Annotated in this window: 10 protein-coding genes; 4 read left to right on the top strand and 6 right to left on the bottom strand. The window is 50.7% G+C overall.

Annotation, left to right across the window (positions count from 1 at the left end):
* Positions 1 to 3: 3 nt before the first annotated feature.
* From G535_RS14345 to nhaD, 4 genes are all read left to right on the top strand, one after another.
* The gene (locus G535_RS14345) at positions 4 to 516 is read left to right on the top strand and encodes a prepilin-type N-terminal cleavage/methylation domain-containing protein (protein WP_051206974.1); all 513 of its coding nucleotides are present in this window, start codon (positions 4 to 6) and stop codon (positions 514 to 516) included.
* 120 nt (positions 517 to 636) lie between these two features.
* A complete protein-coding gene (locus G535_RS0105120) occupies positions 637 to 2,769 on the top strand; it encodes a diguanylate cyclase (RefSeq protein WP_026861079.1) in 2,133 nt (710 codons plus the stop codon).
* Between the two features lie 10 nt (positions 2,770 to 2,779).
* On the top strand, positions 2,780 to 3,580 hold the full coding sequence (locus tag G535_RS0105115) for an SDR family oxidoreductase (protein ID WP_026861078.1): 801 nt from the start codon (positions 2,780 to 2,782) through the stop codon (positions 3,578 to 3,580).
* Positions 3,581 to 3,745: 165 nt separating this feature from the next.
* The gene (gene nhaD / locus G535_RS0105110) at positions 3,746 to 5,182 is read left to right on the top strand and encodes a sodium:proton antiporter NhaD (RefSeq protein ID WP_026861077.1); all 1,437 of its coding nucleotides are present in this window, start codon (positions 3,746 to 3,748) and stop codon (positions 5,180 to 5,182) included.
* Here nhaD and G535_RS0105105 read toward each other — a convergent pair.
* The 6 genes from G535_RS0105105 to G535_RS0105080 form a co-directional block, all read right to left on the bottom strand.
* Entirely contained in the window at positions 5,179 to 6,114 is a 936-nt protein-coding gene (locus tag G535_RS0105105) for a LysR family transcriptional regulator (protein WP_026861076.1), read from the bottom strand. The two genes, nhaD and G535_RS0105105, sit on opposite strands and share 4 nt — an antisense overlap.
* A gap of 86 nt (positions 6,115 to 6,200) precedes the next feature.
* The gene (locus G535_RS0105100; protein ID WP_026861075.1) at positions 6,201 to 9,386 is read right to left on the bottom strand and encodes an amidohydrolase family protein; all 3,186 of its coding nucleotides are present in this window, start codon (positions 9,384 to 9,386) and stop codon (positions 6,201 to 6,203) included.
* Between the two features lie 21 nt (positions 9,387 to 9,407).
* A complete protein-coding gene (locus G535_RS0105095; protein WP_026861074.1) occupies positions 9,408 to 10,955 on the bottom strand; it encodes a S10 family peptidase in 1,548 nt (515 codons plus the stop codon).
* Positions 10,956 to 11,079: 124 nt separating this feature from the next.
* Positions 11,080 to 12,300, bottom strand: a complete 1,221-nt coding sequence (locus G535_RS0105090; protein WP_026861073.1) for an NRAMP family divalent metal transporter — start codon at positions 12,298 to 12,300, stop codon at positions 11,080 to 11,082.
* Complete coding sequence (locus tag G535_RS13845) at positions 12,279 to 14,486, bottom strand: putative bifunctional diguanylate cyclase/phosphodiesterase (protein ID WP_026861072.1); 2,208 nt, start codon at positions 14,484 to 14,486, stop codon at positions 12,279 to 12,281. Before G535_RS13845 ends, G535_RS0105090 begins: the two co-directional genes overlap by 22 nt.
* Before the next feature lie 71 nt (positions 14,487 to 14,557).
* On the bottom strand, positions 14,558 to 16,612 hold the full coding sequence (locus G535_RS0105080; RefSeq protein ID WP_026861071.1) for a DUF4097 family beta strand repeat-containing protein: 2,055 nt from the start codon (positions 16,610 to 16,612) through the stop codon (positions 14,558 to 14,560).

Here is a 16,612-nt window from a genome sequence, read left to right as displayed (position 1 = left end):
GCTATGTATAAGCAGCGAGGCTTCACTCTTATTGAGTTAATCATTGTTATCGTGATACTGGGCATTTTAGCGGTCACGGCGGCGCCAAGTTTCATCAACTTTTCGACGGATGCACGCGTGAATGTTTTGAAAAACATCTCAGCAGCGATTGAAGCAGCCGCGGAGCAAAGCTATCTGAAGGCCGCAATTGTCGGTGCTGAGAAGCAATCCCGTAGCTCTGCGGCCAGGCCGCCTGAGGTTACCATCAACGGCATCTCGATGGAGCTTAAGTACGGCTATCCTGAAGCTTTAGCCGATGCCCCAGCTGGTGGTGACATTCTTGACCTTTTGGTGCTTAGCGATGACCTAGAGGTCTGCTATAGCGTGAATTGTTCGGCAAGTAACAGTTCGCGCGTGAAGATCGGTTACGACACCACTGAGGGAACCGGTTGTTATGTGCGCTACAGCGAACCAGGTGGCACCGGTGCGCCGTCAGCGACCATGTATGGTCTCGAAATTGTCACAGACGGTTGTTAAAAACCAAGACGAATAAATCACTAGCATACTGTTGTGTCTTGCACATTAGCTTTTTGTTAACGATACTTGCTGTAAGTACTTCGACGACACATTTGCTTTAAAAGCAGGATAAAGCCCTCTGTGAGAGACACAACAACAATAACAAACACTAAAGGGTCTGCACTACTTTCGGGACTGGGCTATGGCGCTATTGCCGCCATCGTCAACTACTTCCTCGCCTTTGAGATCTACGGCTCACTCACGGTTATTTTCGGCCAAGTGTTTGTCTTGCTCGCGCTTTTTACGCGAGGGCTACTCGCAGCCATGGTCAGCGCCCTGTTAGCTGCACTGGCCATCTCTATCTATACCGATAACGTATTCTTTTTTGTCACCTTATTGTCCGAGGTCGCGGTAGTTCATTACCTCTATCAGCGCCGCATTCCTATTCTCGTGGCAGATTTGATCTACTGGTGCGTATTTGGCATGCCCTTTAGCTACTTGTACGTTCCTACGGTCATCGACGTTCCGCAAAGCTTCCTGTTTCTGATCTTAGCCAAGCTGCTAATGAACGGTCTGCTCTACACCGCCCTTGCCATTTTGCTCTATCAACTGCTGCCAAGACGCTGGAAGCTTACAACCATGACCCCAGTTTCTGACACATTACGGGGTCGCATTTTTTACTTGAGCTTTTTGTGCATTATTATCAGTTCGCTGTGTTTCTCATTTTTGTTTACCGTGCGCTCAACGCAGCAAGCCGAGCAACAAATCGTTTCTGATATCGGTTCAAAGGCAAACAGCCTGCGCCAAGTGACCGAAGACTTTGTCGACGACTATGTGGTCGCTGTGCGGAACTTGCGCGACAGCATGGAGCGTGTGAGCGACTATGAAGAAAAGTTAATGCTCATGGATTACACCCAACGTAACTTTCCAGGCTTTGTCACCATGCTTTGGTCAGATGCTCAAGGTACCATTTTGCACGGTGTTCCCGTGGCAAGCTTTAGCGCAGCTTTCAACCGCATGCAGGAAAGCCCAAGCATTAGTGATCGCGACTATTTCTTAATGCCCAAAGCAAGCGGGCAAGGTTACGTTTCCAGTGCTTTTCGTGGCCGCGCCATCGGTGAACAGCCGATCATCGCCATTAGCGCACCCTATCACCGCAATAACCGCTTTGCTGGCATTATCGAGGGTTCGCTCGATATTCCTGAACTGGTGCGCTTGGTGCAACGCACAGACATTGATCCGCGCTTTCAATCGGTGATTGTGACGGACAACGAGCATCAAGTGATTTTCGCTACTGAAGATACCGCGCTGGCACCTTTATCGTATTACGAGCCGACCTATGCGCGAAATCCATATTCGTTGATTTTACCGTTAACCCGTATTCAGCAGCGTGATGTGCTCTACACCCAGCGAATGAACGACTACGGCTGGAATATCTATGTGTTCTCAAGCCCGCAAGAAATGACCGATTTGTTCCTTGGCAACATCCTCATCCTCGCACTGTTCTTAAGCATTATTACCGCCCTTTTTGCCGTGGTAACGCGCCGTTTTGCACACGAATTGAATCGCCCCTTGGAGCAATTAGTCGCTCAACTCGGTGACCCCACCAACGTGCCCGACCTTCCCTCCCGCGCGGATGTCACTCGCGAGGTACGGGCACTAACCGATAACCTGATTGCAGCGCGCAAAGTCATGGTCGACTTCAATCACCAGCTCCAACAGCAAGTTGAAGAACAAACGGCTGATCTTGCGCGCCTGAACGAGCGTTTGAACAAATTGGCGCGAGAAGACGACCTAACAGGGCTACTCAATCGCCGTACCTTCGATGAATTAGCCGAACAGGGCTATCATGAAGCTATGGCGACCCGCGGGCATATCGCTTTGATCCTCGCGGATATCGACCATTTCAAGCGCATCAATGACACTATGGGCCATCCGGTCGGTGATGCCTGTTTACGTTGTGTCGGCCAACTTATTCAGCAACACTTTGCAAGCAAAGGCTGTCTCTGCGCCCGCTATGGTGGGGAGGAGTTCGCCATGTTTGTCACCGATATCGACGATGTACACGCCATGGTCACCGATTTCCAGCAAGCTTTAAGCCAAAGCTGTGAGGTGCAGGGCCAAGTTGTCCCCATGAGTATCAGTATGGGAGTGGTTGAAATTAAACAGCATTTTAGTGGTGAGAGCTTCCGCCGCTTGGTTGCGCACGCCGATAAATTACTGTATGAAAGCAAAGACGCTGGACGTAACCGAATCACCATCGAACAACTTTAAGGTTTCCCTCATGCTACCCAAACGCATCGTAATTACAGGCGGCGCAAGCGGCCTTGGTTTTGCTCTCGCGCAATTAGCTGCCAAAGCCGGCTGGCGTGTTGCTATCGTCGACCGAGATGTAGAACGTGGCGAAGCTGTGATTACGAGCTTGCAACGAAAGCAGCCACAAAGTTGCTTTATTCCGTGCGATGTCACCCGACTTAGCGACCTTGAACGCGTCGCAAAAGAACTGCAAGAGCGTTGGCAAGGCGTTGATGTGGTCGTCAACAATGCCGGTGTGGCCCAGGTTGGTAAGTTGGTCGATACCAGCATCAGTGACTGGCAATGGATCATGGACATTAACGTGCTGGGCGTCGTGCGCGGCTGTAAGGTCTTTATTCCCATGCTGCAACAACAAGGTGGCGGTCACCTGATCAATGTCGCCTCTATGGCTGGCCTCCTCGATGTGCCAAATATGAGCGCCTACAATGCTAGTAAAGCGGCGGTGGTAAGCCTTTCAGAAACGCTACAAAATGAATTGGCCGAAGACAACATTCACGTGGCGGCGGTATGCCCTTCGTTCTTTCGCACCAACCTCGGGCAAGGCATGCGCTCGACCATCGAGAACATGGATGACAAGCTTGAAAAGCTGATGAGCAAGAGCAAACTCAATGCAACTGACATCGCCAAGGCAATTATGCGCACCATTGAGCGTCAAGAAAGCTATACGTTACCGCACAAACAAGGTCGCAACGCTTGGTATTTAAAGCGTTTCTTACCGCGATCTTGGTATCGCAAGCTGCTTCATAAAACTGTCAAAAAACATAGTTAATCAGACGCTTAGCGCCCTCTCTTAGGCTGTCCTGTGCAGCCTAAAATACTTGCCTATTAGCAAATAGTCGTAGGCACGAGCATTTCTAAGATTTTGTGGTAGTATGCGCCCGCAAATCACCCCCTTAATCTCTTTAACACCTTTGTCTGCAAGGAATTTAGACACATGTGGAAGCTTCTGCTCGTCACCTTAGCATCTGTGCTATTTAGTCCTGCTGTGCATGCTGCTGCAGGTCCGCTCGACTTAACCACCTCTACGGTTGGTATTGTCGCCATCGTTATTTTCACCGCAGCCTACTTGTTAGTGATGGGTGAAGAACACTTACATATGCGTAAGTCGAAGCCGGTACTGGTCGCCGCCGGTCTGATCTGGTTGTTAATTGGCTGGGTCTATGTCGATCAAGGCTTCCCGGGCGTTGCAGAAGAAGCTTTCCGCCACAACTTACTAGAATTCGCCGAGCTGATGTTGTTCTTATTGGTCGCGATGACATACATCAACGCACTCGAAGAACGCCGCTTATTTGACGCTTTGCGCTCATGGATGGTGAAAAAAGGCTTTACCTACCGTCAGCTGTTCTGGATTTCAGGCTTCCTTGCTTTCTTTATCTCGCCTATCGCGGATAACTTAACCACCGCCCTACTGATGTGTGCGGTAGTGATGAAAGTCGCTGATGGCGATAAGAAGTTTATCGGCTTATCGTGCGTGAGTATTGTGGTTGCTGCCAACGCCGGTGGTGCCTTCAGTCCATTTGGTGACATCACGACCTTGATGGTTTGGCAAGCTGGTATTGTAGAATTCCAAGAGTTCTTTGTATTGTTCATTCCATCGTTGCTGAACTATTTAGTGCCAGCCATCATCATGAACTTCTTCATTGAGAACAAAAAACCAAACGCGGTATACGAAGAAGTGGAATTGAAGCGTGGCGCATTGCGTATCACCTTCTTGTTCTTATTGACCGTGGCGACCGCAGTGTCGTGCCATATGTTCCTGCACTTGCCACCGGTTCTTGGCATGATGATGGGTCTTGGTTACTTGCAGTTCTTTGGTTACTTCCTACGCATGACCTTACCAGGTTCACTCGCACGTAAGCGTGCAATGGCCGAGCGTGCAGGTGACATGGAGCGCTTGAAACGTCTCGGTGGTGTGGTGCCATTTGACGTTTTCAGCCGCGTTCAACGCGCCGAGTGGGACACCTTATTGTTCTTCTACGGCATCGTTATGTGTGTGGGTGGTCTAGGCTTCTTGGGCTACTTGCACCTGTTGTCAGATACCCTTTACAACCAGTGGTCACCAACGTATGCCAACGTCGCGCTTGGTTTAATGTCAGCGGTCATTGATAACATTCCGGTGATGTTTGCAGTGTTGTCGATGCAACCAGATATGTCGCACGGTCAGTGGCTCTTGATCACACTTACCGCCGGTACTGGAGGTAGCTTACTTTCGATTGGTTCAGCCGCTGGTGTGGCCTTGATGGGCCAAGCGCGTGGGTACTATACCTTCGCCAGTCACTTGAAATGGGCACCCGCTATCGCCTTAGGTTTTGCCGTAAGTATTGTTGCGCACCTATGGCTGAACGGGCACCTGTTCGACGTCTTTAACTAACGATTGTCCGCGGTGTCGGCGATCAGTTGGCGAAACCAACGATGGCCGGCATCATGTTGCAACAACGGACTCCAAATCATGGTGAGCTCTAACTTCGGGATCGCAAACGGCGGTTCACGCATGGTGAGCTCATCATCGTCTTTATACAAACTGGCCGCCTGCGTCGGCAGCGTCACCATCAGGCCCTGACGCGCCAAATGCATGGCCACGTGGTAATTGCGCGTAAACACGCGAATGTCACGCTTATGCCCAAGATCAGCCAACACACCATCGACCCAGCCAAGCTTTTGCACGTCATGCGGGTCCATCCCAACGCCTACCCCAAAACCGGTTTTACTGACCCACACATGCTCAGCCTTGAGGTAAGTTTCAAGGGTGTAGTCGTCAAGCAAGGGATGGTCTTTACGCATCAGACACGAAAAGTCATCTTGCCATAACTGCTTCTGGTGAAAGGATTGTGGCAGCTTTTCAAAACGGTTGATGGCCAAGTCGACTTTCCCGTTCTCAACATCATGAAAGCTGATGTCACTCGGCGTCATGATATCCAAGGTTACCGACGGCGCCTGCTCTTTTAAGCTGGTGAGCAGCTTGGGCATCAATGTGGAAGCAGCATAATCCGACGCCATAATACGAAACACGCGGTCCGTCGTTGCTGGCTCAAACTCACGCGCAGGCTGCACCATCTCTTCTACCGAGTACAAGATTTGTCGTACCGGCTCTTGCATACGCATCGCCGTTTCGGTCGGGATCATCCCCTCGCTGGTGCGCACTAAAATAGGGTCATTTAACAAACTACGCAAACGCTTCAAACCATTACTCATGGCTGGTTGTGTAATATTCAGTTGCGCCGCTGCTTTGGTGACATTGCGCTCACGTAACAGCACATCAAGGTAAACCAGAAGGTTGAGATCGATGTCTTTTATATTATTCATAGAAAAAATAAATCCCGCTATACGAATATAGCGGGATTATAACGCTCATCAAAGCAAGATACACCTACAGTCTCTAAGACATTAGTCTACTGCCACGAAAAAGGCGCGCGCTTTTGCTTTGTCGGAACCAGCTGATCCATCGTGGTCGCGTCGAACAAGCGACCATTTACCATGGTATGGGTCACCTTATCGGTCACCCGAATATCACTTAGCGGATCACCGTCAATGACGATAATATCCGCCAGCTTTCCGGTCTCCAGTGAACCAAGCGCATGATCCATACCGAACTCACGGGCAGGGTTTATGGTTGCGGTCGCTAACGCTTCAAGCGGTGTCATGCCGCCTTGCGCCATCATCCAAATTTCCCAGTGTTGCGCTAAGCCTTCACGTTGACCGTGCGCGCCAGCCACCACATGTACACCTGCATCAGTGAGCCGTTTGGCAACCGCAGCATTGTTAAAGTGGTTGTAGTGATTATGCGGCGCTTTTTCACGGCGTACGCTTTTACCGACAAGGAAGTCCTGCGGTACAAAGGACGCAAGTTTCGGATGTTTCCATACCTCAGTTTCCGCATACCAATAGTTTTCTCCCCAAATACCGCCATAGGCAACACCCAAGGTTGGCGTGTAATACACGTCGGTTTGCTGCCAGAACTGCTCGATATCGTCATAGATGGTCGCCACTGGAATCGAGTGTTCAATGGTCGTATGACCGTCCGCAACCATGGATAAGTTATGCTGCAGTAATGAGCCGCCTTCAGGAACCACCATCATGCCGAGTTCACGCGCAGCTTGAATCACTTGCTGGCGTTGGTTGCGACGTGGCTGGTTATAGCTTTTCACCGAGAAAGCACCGACTTTCTGCAAGCGCTCCAAGTGGAACTTTGCATCTTCGAGCGAATCAATGTGCGAGGTATATCCTGGCCCATTGGCACCGTACAAGATGGTCCCGGTCGAGAAGGTGCGCGGCGCGGCGATCAAACCGGCTTTTTGCATTTCACTGGCGGCGAAAATCTCAGTGGTATCGTTCGACGGATCGTGGATCGAGGTCACCCCGAACGCCAAATTGGCGTAAGACTGCCAGTTTTGTTCTGGAATGATTTCATACTCACCAGCCGCGCCATGTGCATGGCCATCAAATAGACCAGGCATGACAGTTTTCCCTGTCGTATCAATCACCGTTGCCGAACGCGGTACCTCAACTTCGTCAGCACTGCCTACAGCAACAATGGTATTGCCGCGCACCACCACAGTCCCGCGCTCAATCACGCGCTCTCCGTCCATGGTGATCACCTGGCCACCCACAAACGCGACAGTTTGATCATGGTTCGCAACTTTGGCGGTGAAGCTAATGTCCGTGCCACTTTCTATCTTGGCGAAACTGCTCTCACCATCAGCAATCGCGAACAAGCCTCCAACGTCAGCGTGATAGAGCTCAGGGCCGAGTGACCAATACAAGTTTTGGCCGTCAGCACTCCACGAAATATTTTCACCGGCACGCACCGACAGCTGTTCTACCGGGAACTGCTTGTCCGATGGACTAATGGCAATAGGTGCACCACGCTCGACCAACGGCGTCACAAACACTTTAAAACGCTCGGCGAACGCTAAATGCTGACCATCAGGTGAGACACGATACTCGGTGGCATGCTCAGAGGTATAAAGCGTGGTTTGCTGCTTGGTCGTTAAATCAACCGCGAGCAACTGCTGTGCGCCGGCTGAATTCATAAGGTACAAGCGGTCATTTCGTGCACCAAACTGCGGGGCAAAGCCGTTTTCGCTGATCAATTCAGGGCTGCTGTTCTTAGCAAGCTCCAATTGGTACACCCCTGGGTTCACGCCATAGGTACGCGGGGTAATGTAACCGCCACGTACTTTGCGATACACCACTGACGTACCATCAGGACTAAACACCGGCTCAATGAACTTGCCTTTGCCGGTCGGCAAAATCGTTTCACGACCGCGTCGTAAATCACGCACAATCACCTGGCCTTGATCTTCATCATCCCAGGTCACATAAACCAGCTTCGAGCCGTCACGGGAGTAGCTTGGATACAGTTCAAAAGCCCCGTCGCGATCGGTCAGCCGCTCAGGCTTTCCGTCTGGCAAGCTACGCTGATACAGCTTACCGAGTGCTTCAAACACCACCTTGTCACCGGCAGGCGCAACTTGCACACCACGGAGCATGCGCACTTTGAAGTCATCGGCTTCAATGTTTTGTTTCACGCGTAGCGCTGTTTGCACTTTTTTGGTGGTTTCAACACTAAATGGGATGACTTTGGTCGTGCCGCTAGCAACATCGAGCTGCTGGATCTTACCGCCTGCCCAAAACACCATTTTCTTGCTATCGGCACTCCAATCCATGGTCGGATACACGCCGTGGATCGCCCAGGTTTCTTGCATATCTCGGTCAAGCTCGGTGTAGAGACGACGCTCTTCACCCGTTTCAAGGTTGTACAAAAACAAGACGCTGTCAAAATCTTCACGTTTGATGTACGCCAAATACTTACCATCCGGTGACGGCGTTGGGCGAATCGCGCCACCCGCACCACCACGGATCACATCGATATCACCGGTTTCACGATCAAAACGTTTGATTCTGTAAATGCCTTCCAGTGAGTCTTTGCTGTAATGGAAGGTTTTCCCTGGTGTGTCATCTTGCGAGAAGTAAATGTAACGTCCATCCGGCGAGAACGCAGGCTCGCCGAGGTCTTTTTGATCGTTTGGACGCGACGTTAGTTGTACGCCCGAACCGCCATTCACGTGATACATCCACACTTCGCCGGCGCCTAATGAACGGCTGGCGGTGAAGTGCTTCCGAGCTACCAAGAACTGGCCATCGGGGCTCCATGCGGGGCTATTTAACAAGCGGAAGGTCTCATTGGTAACAGCACGTTGATTGCTGCCATCGGCATCCATCACCCAAATGTTGTCACCACCACTAGCATCAGAAGTAAAGGCAATGTGTTTGCCATCGGGTGAGTATACGGGCTGCATTTGCCATGCAATGCCCCCAGCTAACAATTCAGCGTCGCCACCACTGGCAGGCATACGGTAAATGTCACCCAGCAAATCAAACACGATGTAGTTGCCGTCTGGACTCAAGTCGACGTTCATCCAAGTGCCTTCAGTGACCTTGATTTGAATGTCGTTGAACTCGCCTTGTGGCGCTTGGACATCCCAAGCGCCTGCATCCTGTGCAATAGCAGGCGCTGAAACGGAGCCAGCTAATGCCAGCCCCACTGCGAATGCTAGGGTTGATACCTTGTTCATGTTACGCCCTTATGGTTGTTTTTATTGTGCGTCGTATTTCGCAGCCTCATCGGCCGCAGGTACAGTAGCTTTAATAAACTCACGAACGTCTTGGTTCGCCGCTTTTAAATCTTCCGCGCGTAAATACATCATGTGGCCGCTGCGGTAGCCTTTAAAGTCAATCCGATCCGCCATGCGACGGCTTGGATCGATATGCCAACCGGTGTATTTCGCATCGAAATAGTTGGTCGCACCATCGTAATAACCTGACTGAATCAACACGTTCAAATACGGGTTCTGTGCCATTGCCTGACGCAGGTTTTCACCGGTATTGTTGTTCGTGCGATCCCACGGGTGTACCGGACCAAACATGTTGTATTTCACATCGGTTTTGTAGTTCAGTTCTTCGCGCAGGTAGTAGTTAATAGCTGGCGTGAACGAGTGCAACCATGAGGTCAGTTCAGCATTGTAATCTGGACTGTCACCCACATCATTGCGGTCGATACCAAGGTAACGTGAGTCAAGACGACCGACGGTTTGACCGCGGTCACGTAATAACTCTTTCCAGAAGAAGCGCGGGCTGATATCCAAATTCGAACGCAACACCGTTTGGGTGCTTAGGCCTGCGTAACGCGCAACTTGCTCTGCAATTTGTTGACGCTCAGCTGCTGGCAACATCGCACCTTTCGCCAAGGCTGGTAAGTAAGTGTTTAAGGTATAGGCTTCAACTTCTTCCAACACCTCTAATAAGTCTTGTTGTTGCAAGTCGTCCGCTAACGCATTGTGATACCAAGCGGTGGCAGCAAAGTACGGCAGACGGTTGGCGGCTTCAACAGGGCCTTCACGCTTAATACCGATTTCGGTAGGTGAGACTAGAATAACGCCATTTAAATACATCCACTGACGGTTTTGCAGTTCTAATGCCAAGCCTGAAACACGCGTGGTGCCGTAGCTTTCACCAATCAGGTACTTCGGCGAGCGCCAGCGTTCATGACGGCTGACAAAGGTATTGATCCAATCCGCCAAATAGCTGACGTCAGCATTCACACCAAAAAACATTTTTTGTTGCTGCTCACGTGATGGCATTTTGCCGTCAGGCCCCGGTAGCACCCGTGAATAGCCCGTGTTGACTGGGTTCACAAACACAATATCCGCGACATCTAAGACTGAGTGTGGGTTGTTCTTCACGCCATACGGCATGATCGGGAAACCTTCATCATCAACGCGTAACGCTTTTGGGCCAGTGTAAGCAATATGCATCCATACCGACGCTGAGCCAGGACCACCATTGAACGAGATCAACAATGGGCGCTCTTCACGGTTTTTCACTCCTTGGCGCTCATAGTAGGTAAAAAACAACGCGGCAGTAGCTTCGCCTTCGGCATTAAATACCGGCTGCGTGCCTGTCGTTGCAGTGTACTCAAAACGCTCGCCATTGATGTTGGCGCGATGCTCCGTAATCACCACATCATCAGCGGCAATTTTTGCGCTCGGTAAGGCCGTTTCAGAAGCGTTTGCATAACTTGCAGGTGCAAGTAACAAGGCCGCAGCAACACAGCTTGCGGACAACGCATGAGAGAAGAATTTCATTAGAGTTAACCTCATTGCTTTTATTAGAATCTCCCCATTTAAGGAGACTTCAACGAAAAGCTCAAGAGCTGTGAGGTCAACGCCCTAGATTTACAGACGATTCGAAGGGGTCTATACGCTTTACTTAACGGCTTAGCAGCCAATACAAGTAACCCAGTGAAAAAACACTAAGATAGGCCAAGCCAATCCACGCATACACATGCATCGCCTTGGATAAGCCTTGGCGACGTACCAAGGTATAATTCAACCACGCGAAGAATGGCGTCGTTAAAAAGGCCAGCGTCATGGCAAAGCTAAGCATGGGCCCTAAGGCACTTTGGAAGTAAAGGATCACTAACATCCCCGCCACGGACTGCGCGATGACCCACCAACGCATGCTGGTACGACGCTTGGTTAACAGGCGATAGCTCTCGCGTAAGGTACGCGCATAGCCATCAAGCACCGCCAAGGTGGTGCCAAACATACATAAAAAGGCAATACCACCCACCAAGTATTCGGCCCAGTCACCGATGGTCGCGACGTACATGGCGACAAACTGTTCGGCGAACTTACTGCCCGCCATCGCAATAGGTTGCGGCGCGCCGTATTGCACTAATGCGCCAAGGGCGAGGAAAAACAGCGCCAACACCGCTGTACTCCAATAGCCAAGATTGAAGTCAAACAAACTGTCTTTTAAGGTGAGCGAAGTGAGCTTTTGCTTACTGCGCAGCCAGAGTGAATTAATCGCTGAGAGTTCAATTGGCACCGGCATCCAGCCAACCATGGCCACTAAAAACGCCAACGCCGAAAGCTGCCAAGGCGACGGTGGCACAAAGTCAGCGGCCATCTCTGTTGGCGCTTGCCAAGCCATCACCACAGCCACAATCGTTGCCAGCGACAATACCACCATGATCACCTTAGAGATCATATCTAGGGTGCGATATTGGCCACCGAGCAAAATCAACAGTCCCGCCAACAGAATCAACCAACACAATAAAGTGACGCTTAGTTGGGGGATAAAAAGCTGTAACAAGCTGGCGGTTAGCAGCAATACGCCCGCCGTATTCACCACCGCTGCCATGATGTTAAACGCGGTAAACAGCCACAAATAGACCTTGTGCTTACGATAGTAACCACTTACTAAACTTTCACTTTGGGTGAGCGTGTACTGCACCCCAAAACGAAAGAACGGGTACTTAAGCACATTGACCAGCACGATCACCCACCACAACTGCCAACCAAATAAGGCTCCGGCTTGTGTTGACGCCACTAAGTGTGAGGCGCCCACTGCTGCGGCAGCGAGAATAATTCCAGGACCGAGAGCGCGCCAGCGTGACGCTGAGCCTACTTGCGCTGTATGAGCCATTTCGTTTCAAACTCCTCGGGGGCGATAGGACGCGCAAAATAATAGCCCTGACCAAAGTCACACCCCATCTCGCGCAACAACTGACTTTGCGCTTCGGTTTCGATACCTTCGGCAACTGTCTTCAATTCAAGTGAGCGCGCCATGGCGATGATGGTATTGACCAAAGTTTTACTGGGTTTGTCTTGCATCATGGCTTGGACAAAAGAGATGTCGATTTTCAATACGTCGACTTCAAATTGCTGTAAATACGCGAGCGACGAATAACCTGTGCCAAAATCATCAATGGCCAATTGATAGCCAAGCTCACGCAGCTGACGTGTCACATTCAACGCGAGTCGAGGGTCGATCATCAAATCACTTTCGGTGATCTCAAAACACACCTGCTCTGCGTCAATGTCATGAAAGAACTGCTTCACATCGTCGACAATGGCCGCGCTCGCAAGTTGCTGAGCACCGATGTTAATCGACAGTTGTGGAATGTCTTGATAGCGCTGCTGCCATGCCCGTACCCAGTGACTGGTTTGCTCCAGTACCAGCTTACCTAGCTCGGATAAAATGCCGCGCTCACAAGCTATCGCGATAAACACAGACGGCGGAACATTGCCGAGTTCATCATCAAACCAACGGCACAGGACTTCTGCACCAATACATTCGCCAGTGACCAAATCTACTTGGGGTTGCAAGTGAATCGACAAGGTTTTTTGTTCTAACGCCTGAATGAACCGTTCGGCATAATGACGTGCAGACAGCACCTTCTCAGCCAGCACCAGATCATAGATACATAACTCTAAACCGTTCGACTTCAATTCATGCATGGCGATGCTGGCATGTTGCAGCAACTCACTGGCCGAGTTTGCAGTCAACGACTGTGCTGCGCTCACCCGCACATCAATTGTCACTTGTTGACTACCAATGAGCATCGGCGCCGTAAACAACTGTTTGAGGCGTTGAATGGTGGCACGCATACCTGCGTCATCAATACTCGCGACACGAGTTAGCACCACAAACTCGTCACCGGTAATCCGTGCCAATGAAACAAAGTCCCCATTGGCTTCCATGGCTTCATTCAAACGCAAGGCAACAATATTCAAAACGCGATCGCCAGCACTTAAGCCAAAGCTTTCATTGACGGTCCGAAAATCGCGTAAATCGAGCAAATACATAACATAGGTGTCGTCTGTATCTTGCTGATAGGCATGCTGCAATTGATGCAATAAGGCGGCGCGATTAGGCAATCCGGTTAATTCATCATGGAAAGCAATGTCAGCGATATGCTCTTGGTGTTGGTGTTGCTCGGTAATATCGAGAATAAACCCCTCAAAATGCGAGACCTCGCCCTCGCTATTACGCACCCCTTTACCCTGCTCCCACATCCAGCGGAAACTTCCATCGGCGCGCTTTAAACGGTAGGTAAAGGTGAAATAAGAGTCCTCTGCGACGGCTTCAGCAACCATGCGTTTCGACATTTCAACGTCATTCGGATGGGTCAGCTCAAGCCATGCTTTACGACGATTATTGACCAACTCAAAATCATGGTAACCGGTCAGTTCAAAGGCACCGCGACTGACAAACTCCATGGTCCACAGCTCGTCGTTTTTACAGCGGTAGGCCATGCCAGGCAAGGCATCCATCAAGGTTTGTAAGCGCCGCTCACTCTCGAGCAAGTGTCCGGTCATCCGCAGTTGCACTAACTCTGCCGCCGCCTGAGACGCGGCAATTTGCAACACATCAAGTACCGCAGGTGGGTAGTCCGTAGGGCTATCGTCGAGCACCGCAAGCAAACCAATTTTCTGTGACTCAACGGTGAGCATGGGAACACCAACGTAACTCGCCGCTCCTAACTCTTGCAGCATTACGTCTTGCGGAAAGAATGTGCACACATCGGCACTAAAATGACAAATATCGCGGTCTAAAACCTGTTCACAGGGCGAACCACGCAAAGAATAGGTAACGGGTTGTTGCAAGGCGCCATGGGAGTAAAAACTAACGATGTGAGCTTTGTCAGGCGTGTCATCAAAAACCTCAGCAAACAGCACATGATCAGCACCCAGCAGTTTGCTTAGCAGCTCTGCCAAATTATCAATGAATTGTAGTTCATGCGCATTCTGTAAGTTTTGCGCGAGGAGGTGAAGCGCTTGCTCGCTATTCATCACAGGTGGCGGGCTGGCTGAGTCAGAATCATACATCGCTTATGTTTTTGTTATCCAATGCAATTTAATACAGATTAGAGCAATCTCGACGAAGGTCAATGACAAACTTACAAATAACGACTCCAAACCAAAACGGCACGGTTTAACTCGCCACTTCCAGCGCTTGGCGTTCCATTGCCACCGCCCTGTCCGGGGGATACTTCAGCCCCTGGCGTGAACGTTGGCGGCAGGTCATCCAGCACTATTTTCGTACTGCCCCCCATCGTATTGAAGTACTGGGCGCCTTGCGCATACGCAGTAATGTAGCCATGCACTTCGGTGTTGCCGCCGCTATTAAACTCGTTGCCGGCCAACACATTACCATGTGATTTCGTTGAGGCACCTAGCGCTATGTTGCCGCCAACATAGTTGGCCCCGACTTCACTCCCCGCCATGTACGCATAATTCCCTAGGCCACTTGACGCTTCCGCTTTGAAGGTGCCATCGGCTAAGCAAAACTGCGCTGGCGTATTCGGCATTACCGGATTATCACAAATACCATTGGGTGCATAACGCTTCGTCTGGTAAACGCCACTATACCCCGCATAATTTGGCGAATAGTTTTGATGATTACCGCTAGTTTCAATACTCCCGGTCGCAATAAAGGTGTTGTAGTACACCCCATTGCTGAGCTTGGCGTCACCAACAAAGAGCACGATTCCCGGTGCCATACTGCGACCATTGATATCCCAACGCTGTTGATTTTTTCGATAGCCAAAACACCCGTTCCAGTCCGATTGCCCTTTACACAACGGATAAGAAACGCCATTACAGTTTTTATCCTCGCAAAGACGATCGCGCTTAGGTCCTGACACACTGGTGTTGTCACCTAGGTAATAGTCACCATCTGGAATACCATTCACCTGCTTTACCGTCACGATACGATCATTACCTACCGCTCGGAACACATAATTGGCAACGGACTCATATTGCAGTGCGTTAAAGCTTGCCGTTTCAACCAGGACCGGCTCAAGCGGTGTGAGATTCAAATTGAGGCCGCTGTTTTGACTGATTTTGTCGTTGAGCGCAGGGTTGCCGTTGTTGTAGAAGTCGCCTTTAATGACCCCTTCAACTGTTCCGCCCCAATTATTGGTAATCAGATCAGCTTCGCCTTTGAGGTCGCCAATATAACCTGAGTTAAGTTGCACCGTACCGCCTGCTTTGACCGATTCGGCACTAGAGTTGCCACGCAAGTCGACGGCGAAAACCTCGCCATTTCGATCATTACCGATTGGACGACACAGTAAGGTATGGAACAGGTTATCGCTTGATCCGATGGCAGTCAGATCGCCAAAGCCGACACTGCCATTCGCCGTGGCGCTACCGTTGGCTTTCACTGTTCCCATGGCCGAAGCACCACCGCTTAAACAAATATCGCCAAGGGCGGAAAGGTTTTGTTCACCAGAAACGCTGCCGGTAAGCTTTATATCGCCGTTGGCATACAGATTGTTAAAAGTTGAGCCACTGCCAATTTCAATCGAGCCATCGGCATTGATGGTATCGATACCACGGATACTGTTGCCGCCAGTGGTCACATCGCCACGCACATTCACCACATAAGGCTGGTCTGCTGGGGCTTGCACCTCAATATTGCCACGCAAATGCAGGTTACGATTGAAGGTAATCACCGCTGGTAATCCGCGTCCACCCCCGCTGCTTCCGGGCCCAGCCAATAAATACACCAAGCGTAAGGTAGTGCGCGCGGCTGCCGCACCGCCAGCCCCTGATGCAGCGACCACATCGACGGTCACATAGTGCTCATCAATAGTAGGGTCAGGCGTGGTTACGGCACGAATGAACGCCGCCGGTTCGCCATTTAAAATATCGCCTTCACTGGCATTACTACTGGTGGCCATTGCGCTCAAATGTGGCTCAAGATCGCTCCATTTATTGTTTTCAATTTCAGTGAGCTGGTGAAAGTAACGATACAGCAGATCGGCCCCACGCCAGGCTTGCAACTGCGCTTGAGTTTGCGCATGCAGCGCTTGCGACTTATCTTGCGACACTGAAATTTGCCGAATGCCGACAAATACCGCTGCAACAATCGCCAACGATACGACCAGCAGGAGTAATACCGCAGCGGCACCTTGTTGTTGTCTTAGCGAGGCAAGATGATGTGGCAT

The sequence above is a fragment of the Pseudidiomarina sediminum DSM 21906 genome (assembly GCF_000423165.1).
In the GTDB taxonomy this organism is placed as follows: Bacteria; Pseudomonadota; Gammaproteobacteria; order Enterobacterales; family Alteromonadaceae; genus Pseudidiomarina; species Pseudidiomarina sediminum.
Note: the sequence above shows the minus strand (reverse complement) of the source record. Positions and strands in the feature narration are given on the sequence as shown.